Origin of the sequence: Desulfuribacillus alkaliarsenatis (genome assembly GCF_001730225.1) — a bacterium.
Lineage (GTDB): Bacteria > Bacillota > Bacilli > Desulfuribacillales > Desulfuribacillaceae > Desulfuribacillus > Desulfuribacillus alkaliarsenatis.
Genome location: NZ_MIJE01000034.1, coordinates 122,270 through 135,570, shown reverse-complemented (window position 1 = coordinate 135,570; position 13,301 = coordinate 122,270). Strand labels below are relative to the sequence as shown.

The window sequence follows — 13,301 nt, the reverse complement described above, 5'->3', positions numbered from 1 at the left end:
CCACCTTTGCATCATGTTGTTATACTTTTCGTAAATTAATTAAACATGCCTTTGTTTCTTGGATCCATGTGTTCGGGTCGCCAGCATCAATCGTTACCATATTGGTACTAGCTGCTTGACTTAAACCTTTGTAACCCCAGTTATAAGGCATCCAAACCGTTTCTACTTCTTTTCCATTAATCATCAGTGTTTTAATTCTATGTGTCACCATCGCTTTTGCCTGGACTTCTCCACGAGCCGACCAGACAAGGACTTCATCACCATTTTCGATATTGTGTTTCGCCGCTAACGACTTTGGAATTTCAATAAATGTTTCTTTTACAAGTTCGTTAAGCCACGGAACATTTCGAGTCACCGTTCCTGCACACCAGTGCTCTGCTAAACTCGATGTACATAATACATATGGATAATCTTCCACCGTACCAATCTCTTGTAAGCTTGGTAAGCGTGGATACTTCAAGCATGGATTAATCGGTACTTCCGGATGTAAAATGTTCGTTGTTGGACTCTCCACTGGCTCGTAAAACTCTGGCATCGGTCCATCTACGAGTACACCTGAAGAATCCCTAGGTAATACAGTGTCTGCCTGTGGATCCTGGTACGGTCCAGCAATTAAACGGCCCAATCCTTCCCCTGACATACGGAACGCACGCTGTCCATTTGGTGTATCTGGACCATGGGTCGCATTCGGTACGTCTGGACCGTCGTAACCTGTCCAGCGACCAAGTATAGAATCCCACCAAACAATTTTTTTCGATTCATCATACGGCTTACCATCTTTATCACAAGATGCGCGGTTATATAATACGTGAATATTGCCCGGCCAGCACCAACGGAAACCTGGATAAATCCCGAGTCCACCTGGGTCGTTTTCGTTATCGCTTCGTTTCGATAGGTTCTCATTATTGGCAAAGACCCCTGCATACAACCAGTTTCCTGAAGATGTCGTTCCATCGGCCCTTAATGCTCCAATTCCTGCCACAGGTTGCCCTGTCGTTATATCGTAACCATTAAGCTCTTTTAGAACCTGCTCAGCAAAATGATTGTTTGAGTAATTCCATTTTGCATTTAAAATCGGTTGGTCTTTCTCTGCTCTCGATCCCTGCAGCAATTCACGAACTTTTCTGAAAATCAAGTCGATCATTTCTAGATCTGACTTCGCCTCTCCTACTTGATTCAATGTCGAATATCTCCATTGCACCAGTCTACCAGAGTTACTTAATGAACCTTCCTTCTCTAGGAATGATTGTGCTGGCAGGAAGATGACTTCTGTATCGATTGTGCTCGGATCCACTCCTGGTTTCTCCCAGAAAGCCGCCGTTTCCGTCATAAATAAGTCAGCACATACAAGCATTTCCATCTTAGATAATGCTTCGTGAACTAACTTCAGGTTCGGGCTTGTAACCATTGGGTTTTGCCCCATAATGTACAGCATTTTCATCTGATCTTCTATGGCCGTTTCAAAGATTCTGAATATAGAGTAATTGGCTGCTGCGTTCTTTTTCATTATCCAATTAAATCCAAAGTCATTTTCTGGGGTGGCGTTTTCACCAAACCAGGCTTTTAACAGATTGACCATAAACGTGCGTCGGAAAGTCCCTGTACGCGAAGTCCATGTATCCAAATCGACAACGTCGTGATTCGGTGTCGCCAAATACCCTGGCAAGATATGGAATAGACAGGCCATGTCCGTAGCACCTTGCACATTCGGCTCACCACGCAACGCATTTACACCACTACCAGGCTTACCGACGTTACCTAATAGTAACTGGAGCACACCAAAACTACGAATGTTCTGAGCGCCTACGGTATGCTGGGTCATTCCTAATGCATACATGATCGTACCTGGTCTGTTTTCGACTAGTGTATCTGCAATTAACTTAATTGTTTCTTCTGGGACTCCACAGATATCCGACGCTGTTTTGAAATCATAACGTTTGAAAAATCCCTTGATTTTGCTAAACACACATCTAGAATCGTTTAGGCTGTCGGCTTTTTGCGGTTTACGCTCTTCATCCAATTCATAACCCCAAGAAGAGGTGTCATAGCTATAGCTACCTTGGTTGTAACCTGAGAATAAACCATTATCAAAGGCAAGGTCTTCATTGGCAATTAATAAACCATTGGTATGATCTTTGATAAATTGCTCATCGTAGAGGTCATTTTCTAAAATGTAATTGATAATAGCATTTAAAAAGGCAATATCTGATCCCGCACGAATTTGAGCGAATATGTCAGCGACCTTTGATGTTCTCGTAAAGCGTGGGTCTACATGAATTACTTTAGCGCCTTGTTCTTTGGCTCTCATAACCCATTTCATCGACATCGGATGATTCTCTGCTGCATTACTACCCTGAATCAGAAAGACTTTGGCGTTTTTTAAGTCTAGCCAGTGATTGGTCATAGCACCACGTCCAAATGAAGCTCCTAAACTAGGAACGGTTGGACTATGTCAGAGTCGTGCCTGGTGTTCTACGAAAGGAGAACCTAATAGCCTCGCCATTTTGACGAACAGATAGCACTCCTCATTGTTGTTTTGTGCTCCACCCAGAAAACTTAGAGCATCAGTTCGGTTTACCTTGTACGTTTGCCCACCTACAGTTTCATTGTCAATCCAATGCTTATCGCGGATATCAATGATTTTCTTGGCGATTTTCTCTACTGCCGTTTCCCAGGAAATTTTTTCCCATTTGTCACTTCCTGGTGCACGATAAAGTGGTGTTTTAATACGTTGGTCAGAGTTCGGAATGACCTGCATCGCTGCTCCTTTACTACAAAGAGCTCCTTCATTGATGATGTGATCAGGATCTCCCTCTAAGTTAATCAGTTTTCCATTCTTCTCATGACAAATCATTCCACAACCACAAGAGCAGAACGTGCACACTGAAGTAAACTCCTTAGCACCTTCGAGTTTGAACTCCTTAGTGGATGCTTCTACTTTATTGACATCAAAACCTAAATCTACTAAAGCTAACCCTACTCCTGTTGCACTTGATAATTTAATAAATTCTCTTCTTTTCAGTTTCAAAACTAACCCTCCTTAATTGACTTCGTTTCTAATTACCCTAGTAAACCTTAAGAATCTCTTAACTACTCTATTAACCACCCCCCAACAGGTATGAAAGACTAATACATTTCATCATACTTTTTTCAACACACTAGTTGCATAGTATTTATTCAAAGAACAATGCTACTAATGACTTTATGTAATAAAGTCCCCCATTATGTCTAAAAAGACATAATGGAAATACTAGTGATATATTATCATCCCAAAGACCATTATGTCAATATAGACATAATGGTCTTTGGGATTTTTCTATTCTTCGATTTATTTACACTTACCAGGTTACTTCGATGTAAAATTATATAATAATCCAAATTGTTATAATAATTATCACACTTCCTCCAATAACCAACCAATCCACTAACGAAGCTTCCACCGTTTGAGAGAATGTCCTTTGCTTATACATCCCAAACGCTCTTCCTTCCATTGATATCGATAATGTTTGCACCTTACTTAATGAAGATACGATCATCGGAATAAACAGATATTGAACCATACGCACGAGCGTTTTGATTGAAACACCTTTGAAGCTAATCCCTCTAGCTAATTGTGCATTTTTAATTTGCTGAAATTCATGATGGAACGTTGGAATGAACCGAAGTGCCGTTATAAGCATAAAGCCATATCGATAAGGTACACCTACTTGCATAAGACTATAGGACAGAAGTTTTGGTTGGGTTGTCGATACGAACAAAAAGCTCGACGCTATAATATTCAAAAAACGCAGTGCTAATTGTAGCCCATTATCAACTGCCCCAGACCACACTTGTATATGTATTATGCCTAAAGTAATTGTAAAAAGTACGTGTCCTTCTTTTGTAAAGGCTATTTGTACTAGCAATATCATTACACAGAAAATAAGTATAAAACGTAATTTTCTAGTAAAATACGAAAGCCCAAGTTCTGCCATCTGGTATCCTATAAGTAATAGTGCCAGCAATAACAGACCACCAATCCAGTGATTAACTAGAAACACAGACACACTAAAGCAAACAAGCATAACGAGTTTTGCTAAAGGATGTAATTGGTGCAGCAGTGTAGTACCATGAATATATTTCAAATCTGGTAGTATCGGGTATCTATCAATTTTCATTGCCGTCACCTACCATCTGTGCATTTTTGTCAGTCATTTCAAATTCTACATACCCTTTTTTCGCTAACTTGTGAAAGACAAGACTCGGAACATCATCATATAGCAGCTTACCATCTTCCATGAAAAGAACCCGATCAAAGTATTCAAGCACCACTTCTGGTAAATGGCACGCAACGATGCAACTGTTCCCTCGCTGGCAGTACTCTAGTAATATTTGAAGCAGCAGATCTAGATGCCGTTGATCTTGACCTGCCATTGGCTCATCGAGTAGCAAAATCTCTGGTTGATAGGTTAGCAAAGTAGCTAAAGTTAAGCGTTTTTTCTCACCTTGACTTAGTAGGAATGGAGGTTTATTTTTATAAGCTTGTAACGATAATCGCTCTAGTAAACCTTCTACTATTTCTTCGTCGACTGGCTCTTCTCGTAAAAATTGACTCGGCATTTTCATTTCGTCTGCGACTGTTTTCTCAAATATTTGATGATTGGGATTTTGGAATAATAATCCGATATGCTTCGCTCGTTCTCCTACATCATCTGTAGTAATTGATTTCCCATGCATAAATAACTCACCAGCGTGTGCCCGATAGATCCCCAATAGTGTCAAAAACAAAGAAGTCTTGCCACTTCCATTATTGCCCATAATAGCTACCAATTCTCCTGCTCGTATTTTGAAAGTAATTGCATCGAGCACTTTTTTTTGTTCGATATAGTAGCACAGGTCTTTCCCTTCTAGTAAAGGCTTGCCTCTTGTATTCGATGCTACAGTCATCGAGTTTTGTTGCTTGGGCTCTTTTAGTTGTCTATGAAGCATAAGACTTTTGCGACTTACTTTCCCTGCTTCCCACATGCACTTCTGGTATACCGACAGCCCTGCTATTGGCTCCCCGTCATAAATCAGACGTCCTTTTTCCATGACAAACAGACGATTAGCTAAAGCCAAAAATCTTTCAATTCGATGCTCAATTACAATAACAGTATGATCCGTGCATTTATTAATCATTTCCAATGTACGAACAACTTCCTGAGTTCCTTGTGGATCTAGGTTAGCAGTGGGTTCGTCAAGTATTAGGATGGCAGGCTCCATTGCTAAAATCGAAGCAATCGCTACCCGTTGTTTTTGCCCTCCAGAAAGTGTATGGTTTTCACGCTCAATTAATACTTGTATATTCACTTGCTTAGCTGCTTGATCTACTCGTCTTTCTATTTCCGCAACTTCTAAACATAGGTTTTCAGGACCAAAAGCGATTTCTTCCTTAACGGTAAATGTACATAACTGGCTATCGGGATCTTGCTGAATGACGCCAATCGTTCCTGCAAGCTCTTCGACTGGTTTCGCCTTCGTTCCCTTCACTACCACTTCACCTGACATTTCGCCGTGCTCTTGGTCGCGAAGAAAGCCTGCCATTATTGAGGCCAGTGTCGATTTTCCACATCCACTCATGCCCGTAATCAATACGAAATCACCCTGATTAATACAAAAATCAAGGTGATTTAAGGCTGGAGTCTCTGATCCATAATAGGTGAAGCTTAAGTTGCTCGCCATTATTTCATTCTTTGTTTCTATTGGCATTCTATCACCTGTTCTTTCTACGCAAATCTCTCTACTTACGATAGTCGTGTAATTATTCAACTTGGAGTCGTACAACTTGTCTCACCCAGTACCCACCTGCATAATTTCCTGCTATTAAGCGTAGTTCGGAGTCTTCTTTAGTCAATAACATTTTATCATCCGCTAACACATCCGCTAAAGAAAAACTAACTTGATATCCATCACTTGCAATAACGATTAAGGTTGTAGCCTCATCTCTAGGCTGGGCAACATTTAGAAGTACGGATACAGGAACTCCAGTATACTCCTGTTCTGGTATATGAGTAACTTGCCCCTTCAACTCTGCACGTATCGTTTCACGCTGGCTATCATATTGCTCTAAATTCACTGAAATTGGATTTTGCACACTACCACTAATCTCTAATTCTTTATCTACCCATGGCGCTTGATATACTGTCGCAAAGTAAAATATAGCCCCAACTGAAAAAGCTATAGATACAATTACCGTAACCATGAATGTCCAGCGGTTATTCCTTGTATTCTGTGCTTCATCCTTTTGTTTATTGGCAAACGACTTTGTTTGATACAATAACTGTAATACGCCGTGTCCAAATCCACCTGCCAAAAGTATTCCAGAAATGAGGGCAAAACCACTAATAAGTCCAATATAGGCTATAGGTGCTCCAGAGAAGTATAACAATTGAAAGAGGATAACATTTGACGCGGCAGCCAATCCACCAGCCACCGAGTACGTAAACAGATTGTGCTTATTACGCATTATAAACAATACAACATCAACGATTAATCCTTGCACTAGCGATATAAGAATAATGACAGCCCCATGGGTACTTCCTGTAAAAAACTCAACCGCTCCCTTTACTAGCCCTGCTGCGGTAGCAGCCCCAGGTTTACGAATTAAACCTGCTATGATAATAATCCAGAAAACGTGTAGACCAGAAACAAACTGCCCTGCTCCAAAGGGAACACCTACAAGACGATTTAAGAGATTTCCTAAGTAGCCGATATAGGTACTCAGTACACCTCCTAAACCACTAAGTACAGCAATCATTAATAGATCATAGTTAGATAGCTTACGAGATTCTTTGACTCCATTTTTTCCTATTCCCATTTATGAACCTCCAAACGTACAGCACTACGCACCCAACGCGCGCCCGCCGACGGATATTCATGGAACCCTTGTTCAGGTCTCGATGTAAGAGAACTGTCTTCATTCGAGTAGAGTCCATCTTTAGGTAAGAATACCAATCGATAGCCTTCCTGCCACTCTGGTGGATACTCTCCATTCATTGACGTCGCTAACACCATTGGCCCTTGGATATATAGCCATCCGTGTTCTTCTGGATAGACGTTTTCATAGAAAAACTCTTGCTTATACCCGTCAACTGCATATACCTCTAGTACTTCATCTTTTTCTATCCCACCTACCAAAGTGAGCAGGTCGCTAATCAATATACCCGAGTATTTTCCGTGACCACGAATGTTACCAAACTGATTTTGAAATGAACTCTCACCAGAAACATGCTCCATCGCCTTTAATTCTTCCATTGTTAAGATCAAATCCTGTTCCTCTTTAAGAATGACAAGATCAGGAGCAAAGAAATCGATTTCAATAGGGAAGACTTCTACATCGATTTTTTGCGCTGTTGGACTTACAATCGTATAATGATAAAATCCGCCTTCATCCGGTGCAGCATATAGGCTTCCACCAGCACCACCACTTGTTACAAATAAGGTTTCATCAATCTCTTGTACATAAGACATATGTACATGCCCATGAAACACGGCCTTAATTGGATAATTGGGGTCAGTAGTCATTGACCGTAGACGAGCTGCCGCATCTAAATCGCGAAAACTGTGTTGCCTGCCACGAGGGTCATAACTTGGCACATGCATAAACAGATAACAATCACTGTCTGTATTGATTTGTTCAGCTAGCCAAACAAATTGTTCCTCTGAAAGTGTAAAGTCTGCAGTATCTAAAAAGATATAGCGTGCATCCCCTAATTCAAACTGATAATACAACGGTGCTAAGGTTTCTTGATAGATTTCTCTTCCGTTGCTGCGTACATCATGATTCCCTGGCACTGTATAATACGGAACTTGTAGCTTGTCCATTTCATAGAAGAAATCCTCGTATTCACGGTCTCTTCCCGAAGGTACTAAATCTCCCAAATGGATTAGAAAGTCAACCTCATGATTTCCATTAATTTCTTCTATGATTTTACGCAACACCTCATTACGGCCTTGGTTATCACCAATGGCTGCAAATCGAAATGCAGTTCCTTTGGGTTTTGGATGCAGGTTAATTTCTACATCTCTCGTATCCGATTCAATTGTTAGCTCTACCACAGTCTCCGTTATTTTTGCAACATCAACAGAAGCTTCATAGCCATCTTTAGCACTTGCTTTAGCTTGCAATTGATCGGCCATTACATTGTGAACGATTAACTTTGTTTTGTACTGACTTTGTTCTTCTTCCCATGAAAGTTTGATAGCTACATTCGGTTTATATGCACGTAGTTCTAGCTGCTGATTCTTCGCCGGAAAAAATATCGCTCCATTTAATTCTGCATGGGCTACCGTAGCATCTACTGATGTTGTTAAAAACCGTGGTGCAAAAGCATATAACGAAACCAGGAATGCCCCACCGACAATAATAAATGTTTTCCTATTCATAGAAGTATTTTCTTTGGACATCTCCATTCCTCCCTAAAACCAATAGGGGACATTAGGGCTTCTATACCCCAACATCCCTACTAGTAATCTAAAGTACTCTATGGTAATTCCACCACCTAAGGTAATTCCACCACCTAAGGTAATTCCACTAGCTCAATTCTTTCAATATTTTTAATTGCGTGTCTTTTACTTGGAAGACCCGAACCTATAAGTTGCAGTGGTCCATCTTCCTCCAATAAAGGTACTCCATTCATGCGGTATGCCAAGATAATATCATTGTTGTAGGCAATTTCTTCTGAAGTTAGTTCAACCATAAACCCATCTTCAGCATAAATCTGTACAGTATATCCTTGTTCCGCTAACTCCCGATTGAATCGATAATGCCCACTCGGTGGATTATTCCCGTCTACCGTAGAAAGCATTACCCATAATGCAACACCTTCATATACATCAACTGATCCGTCTTCTTTATCCTGTTCAAAGGTCTGAGGCGGATGTGGGGATGCGTGACAGCTTGCAACACTCTCAAATGTTGAGCGATCACAGCGATATTCTCCAATCCCTGTAAGATTTAGGTTCCACTCAACTACAGATGGTACGACTTTAATTTCTGCTATATTTCGCACCCAAAAGTGACCATTTGTTAGCGGACTTTCAGGCCCAGTAAACACAATCCTTGGCATCCCTGGTTTTAATTCTTCTGCGTCTGTAGCAAATGCTATCATGACATCGGTTGGACCATTGGAACTTACAAGCTCTCCTGAATGATCATAGACTGCAATATTCCCCTGTGATTGTTGTGCATTGAGTGTCATCATATAGCGATCAGTCGCCGTAATCTGCAACGCATCATCAGAAGTATAGCCTCCCAACGTATCTACAAGACTTTGAAGCAATGGACCTTGAAATCCAACAGGTCCAACAATCGATCCTCCTGATTTCTTAAAACCACCTGCCCCTTCCGTTATTGGCAACTTAGTTAAATCTACAAGATGTTCGTTTCCATTTCGATCTATATAAACTATTTCAACAGACTCGTCTACTTGCTGTAAATCCGCATCATTTGCATCATAATCTGGCAACGCTGTTGGTTCATTGATATCGTTACAGGCCACTACTATCATCATTATGCAAAGCAATATCGAAAAAGTAATTGTCAGTTTTTTATTCAATGCACTTCAAACCTTTCCTAACTATGGTAGTCCTACTAACTCAATTCTTTCTATGTTTTTAATGGCATGTCTTCTTGTCGGAAGACCTTCCCCTACAAGCTGAAGGGGTCCATCTTCATCTAATAGCGGGGCTCCATTTTTGCGATATGCTAGAATTATGTCATTATTATAATAGATTTCATCTGATGTTAGCTCTACCATAAAACCATCTTCAGCATAAATTTGGACAGTATATCCTTGTTGAGCTAGTTCACGATTAACCATATAATGACCACTAGGCAGGTCATTTCCGTCAACTGTAGAAATCATCACCCATAGGGCAACCCCTTCATAGACATCCATTTGTCCGTCACTGTTTTCTTGCTCGAATACCTGTGGTGGATGTGGCGAAACATGGCAATTAGCTACGCTTTCAAAGGTAGAACGATCACATACATACTCACCGTATCCAGTTAGACTCAGAGTCCATTCAATTACAGAAGGAACAACCTTAATTTCTGCAATATCTCGGATCCAGAAATGACCATGCGTGATAATTGGAGTATCCGGTGTAGTAAACACCAATCTCGGCATTCCATAATTCATTTCTTCAGACTTGCTTTCTATAGCTACCATTACATCTGTAGGGCCTACACTTAGAGTGTTGAAATCTCTATCATAGATTTCTATGTGTCCTTGGGCTTGCTCCTTCGTAAATGTCATTCGATAGCGATCAGTTGCCATAATCTCTAGGGCATCTTCCTCTGTGTAGCCACCGAATATATCTACAATATCTTGAAGATAAGGCCCTGTAAAGGTTGCAGGGTCTACAACAGAGCCAGATGATTTAATAAATCCTCCAACACCTTCTCTATGCATTAACATCGTGAGATCTACAAGGTGTTCGTTTCCATTTCGGTCGATATATACGATTTCTATTGGCTCAAAATCTAAATTTTCGTCAGATTGTTCAACAGCAGGATCACCATTACCACCCGTTACATCGTCTTGATTGTTATTTGGTGTAGTCGATGACTGCTCGAGCTGGTCACAAGCAACAAATACCATCATCAAACATAACAATATTGTGAATGCTATCGTTAGCTTTTTATTCAAAGTTCTTCATCCTTTCGATCTTACAACTTAGATAATCGAACTATTTGATTGTGACTTTAGCCACTTGCTTAATCCACCAGTTTGGACCTTTGCCATCGGCTACAGTTTGTACAGGTCCGCTATTTTCATCAAGAGCAACACCATCAGCCAACCATGCTATCAATGTACCATCACTACTAATCAATTCATGATCGTACGTTCTATTAAATCCATCAATTGCTTCAATTATAACTTCTGTTGCATTAGGAGCTCCAAGGTATTCTAATAAATCTTTAACAAGAACGCCCGTCCATTCCTGAACTGTTTCATTGCCATCACGGTCTCTGTGAGTTGCCATAACATTTTTCACACCAATTTTTTCTGCATCTTCATTCGTAAGCTTAGCCTGCTCAGCCCCTACAACTTCAATCGTCCACGCTACGTCTGCAGTTCCTTCAGCCACTGCAGGTGCTACTACAGTAATCTTAGCTACTTGCTTAATCCACAAGTTTCTTGCTAAACTATCTGCTACAGTTTGCACAGGACCGTCATTTTCACTTAATGCAACTCCATCAACTTCCCAAGCAATGCGTACTCCCTCATTGTTGATAAGCTCTTGGTCAAATGTTCTGCTAAATCCGTCAATTGCTTCTACCGTAACTTCAGTTGCATTGGCAACACCAAGATACTCTACTAACTCTTTCATAGTGATACCTGTCCACTCTTGTACAGTTTCCACACCATCTCTATCAATATGAGTAGCACTTGCAACGCTAATACCGATTGCTTCAGCGTCTATGTTAGTAAACGTTGCCTGCTCAGCTCCGACAATTTCGATAGTCCACGATGCATCTGCGCTACCTACAGGTGCTGTTTCTTCAGTAGTTGTCGCACCAATTACTTTGACCGTCGCTACATCTCTAGCCCATTGAAAACCATCAGTTAATACTGGCTCTTCAGCGATAAATGCAACCCTTGGCAAACCAGCAGTCAAATCTTCGTTGTCGCTTTCAACCATAATAACACCTTGTACCACTGCGTCTATTAGTTCACCGTTAACATCATAAGTAATAACGTTACCTAATACTGCGTCTCCAGCTAATGTCGCCTCATAACCATCACTTGCAATAACTTGAATTGTGTCTTCGGATGTGAATCCGCCCACTTCTGCTAATAATTCTTCAAACGTTATACCAGTAATCTGTCCAGGACCATTGATTGTTCCTGTTGAACGCCTTACTCCACCATAACCAGTAACTGTTTCCAGTGTTCCCAATTCAACAATTTGTGTTGTTCCATCTTTACCTACTACTTCAATGCTTCCATAATCCTGTATTTGCCCTCCTGGAGTGCTGACTGCCTCATCATCACACGCTGTTAAAACACCTATTGTTGCTATTAGCGATAAAACAAATAGAATCTTCAATATTTTTTTCATGCAAATCTCTCCTCATTTTGTTTTTTTATTAATGATTTATTAATGAATAGTAATCTTAGCTACCTGTTTAATCCACCAGTTTGGACCTTTGCCATCTGCTACCGTTTGTACGGGTCCACCATTTTCATCAAGAGCAACTCCATCGGCCATCCATGCGATTAACGTACCGTCACTACTTATTAACTCATGATCGTAGGTTCTATTAAATCCATCAATCGCTTCGATTGTCACTTCTGTTGCATTAGGCTTTCCTAAATATACCATTAAATCTTTAACTAGGAGGCCCGTCCATTCCTGAACTGTTAGATTACCATCACGGTCTCTGTGAGTGGCCGTAACGTTTTTCACGCCGATTTTTTCGGCATCTATATTAGTTAGTGTCGCTTGAGAGCCGCCTACTACTTCAATTGTCCATGTAACTTTTGCTGGCTCTTCATCTGTTGGTTCCGTCGCAGGTGCTGGTTCTTCAACAGCTGGCGCTTCAATTGGATCTGCAGCTGGCTCCTCAGCTATAGGCTCTTCAGTAGCTTCAGTTCCAATCACCTTCACCGTAGCTACATATCTTGCCCATTGAAAACCATCAGTAATAACATTCTCATTACCAATAAACGCCACTCTTGGTAGTCCTGCATTTAAATCTTCGCTATCACTTGAAATCATGATAACACCTCTGACATCGATACTTGCTGGCTCCCCATTTTCGTCATAGGTAGCAACATCACCAGATATTGCGTTCCCTGTTAACATTGCTTCGTAACCATCAGTGGCAATGACCTGAATCATATCCTCTGCAGTAAATCCACCAACTCCTGCTAGCAGCTTCTCAAAAGGTATCCCCGTAATCTGACCTGGACCGTTAATCGTTCCAGTGGAACGCTTTACTCCGCCAAATCCTGTAACTGTCTCTAATGCGCTTAAATCAACTATTTGGGTTGTACCATCTTTCCCGATTACTTCTATTGTCCCGTAGTCGTGATCATCCACTTCATCATTACCTGCCTGCGAATCTTCTGGCGCTTCCACATTTGGTTCTTCGGTAGTTCCTGCATCTTTACTGCTGCAGGCCGCAAGTAATCCCATTGAGATGATTAGAGAAAAAATGACAAACAACCCCAGTACCTTCTTCAAGTAAAACCCCTCCTGTTAATATGTTTAGTGAGTACTTTTTATGTCTACATTGACATCGATGTATTTTTGAGCATCAGTGTCAATTC

9 protein-coding genes are annotated in these 13,301 nt (G+C 40.9%); all 9 read right to left on the bottom strand.

What is annotated here, in order from left to right; genetic code table 11:
• Positions 1-19: 19 nt before the first annotated feature.
• Entirely contained in the window at positions 20-3,028 is a 3,009-nt protein-coding gene (fdnG, locus tag BHF68_RS13470) for a formate dehydrogenase-N subunit alpha (protein ID WP_084019470.1), read from the bottom strand.
• A gap of 334 nt (positions 3,029-3,362) precedes the next feature.
• Complete coding sequence (locus tag BHF68_RS13460; protein WP_069644189.1) at positions 3,363-4,157, bottom strand: energy-coupling factor transporter transmembrane component T family protein; 795 nt, start codon at positions 4,155-4,157, stop codon at positions 3,363-3,365.
• Positions 4,147-5,802 (bottom strand): ABC transporter ATP-binding protein, encoded by a 1,656-nt coding sequence (locus BHF68_RS13455; protein ID WP_141706297.1) that lies wholly within the window; start codon positions 5,800-5,802, stop codon positions 4,147-4,149. Before BHF68_RS13455 ends, BHF68_RS13460 begins: the two co-directional genes overlap by 11 nt.
• A complete protein-coding gene (locus BHF68_RS13450) occupies positions 5,780-6,835 on the bottom strand; it encodes an ECF transporter S component (protein WP_069644187.1) in 1,056 nt (351 codons plus the stop codon). The genes BHF68_RS13455 and BHF68_RS13450 overlap by 23 nt, the downstream gene beginning before the upstream one ends.
• A complete protein-coding gene (locus tag BHF68_RS13445) occupies positions 6,826-8,424 on the bottom strand; it encodes a metallophosphoesterase (RefSeq protein WP_069644186.1) in 1,599 nt (532 codons plus the stop codon). The genes BHF68_RS13450 and BHF68_RS13445 overlap by 10 nt, the downstream gene beginning before the upstream one ends.
• A 113-nt stretch (positions 8,425-8,537) precedes the next feature.
• The gene (locus tag BHF68_RS13440) at positions 8,538-9,575 is read right to left on the bottom strand and encodes a molybdopterin-dependent oxidoreductase (protein ID WP_069644185.1); all 1,038 of its coding nucleotides are present in this window, start codon (positions 9,573-9,575) and stop codon (positions 8,538-8,540) included.
• A gap of 21 nt (positions 9,576-9,596) precedes the next feature.
• Positions 9,597-10,670, bottom strand: a complete 1,074-nt coding sequence (locus BHF68_RS13435) for a hypothetical protein (RefSeq protein WP_069644184.1) — start codon at positions 10,668-10,670, stop codon at positions 9,597-9,599.
• Between the two features lie 40 nt (positions 10,671-10,710).
• Positions 10,711-12,087 carry a molybdopterin-dependent oxidoreductase gene (locus BHF68_RS13430; RefSeq protein WP_069644183.1) on the bottom strand — a complete coding sequence of 459 codons (1,377 nt, stop codon included), beginning with the start codon at positions 12,085-12,087 and terminating at the stop codon, positions 10,711-10,713.
• Positions 12,088-12,126: 39 nt separating this feature from the next.
• On the bottom strand, positions 12,127-13,215 hold the full coding sequence (locus tag BHF68_RS13425) for a molybdopterin-dependent oxidoreductase (protein ID WP_069644182.1): 1,089 nt from the start codon (positions 13,213-13,215) through the stop codon (positions 12,127-12,129).
• Between the last annotated feature and the right edge of the window lie 86 nt (positions 13,216-13,301).

What these genes read in the sequence shown, in the direction of transcription:
- BHF68_RS13460 (WP_069644189.1), bottom strand. Translation starts at nt 4,157, where the DNA reads ATGAAAATTGATAGATACCCGATACTACCAGATTTGAAATATATTCAT.
- BHF68_RS13450 (WP_069644187.1), bottom strand. Translation starts at nt 6,835, where the DNA reads ATGGGAATAGGAAAAAATGGAGTCAAAGAATCTCGTAAGCTATCTAAC.
- BHF68_RS13445 (WP_069644186.1), bottom strand. Translation starts at nt 8,424, where the DNA reads ATGTCCAAAGAAAATACTTCTATGAATAGGAAAACATTTATTATTGTC.
- BHF68_RS13430 (WP_069644183.1), bottom strand. Translation starts at nt 12,087, where the DNA reads ATGAAAAAAATATTGAAGATTCTATTTGTTTTATCGCTAATAGCAACA.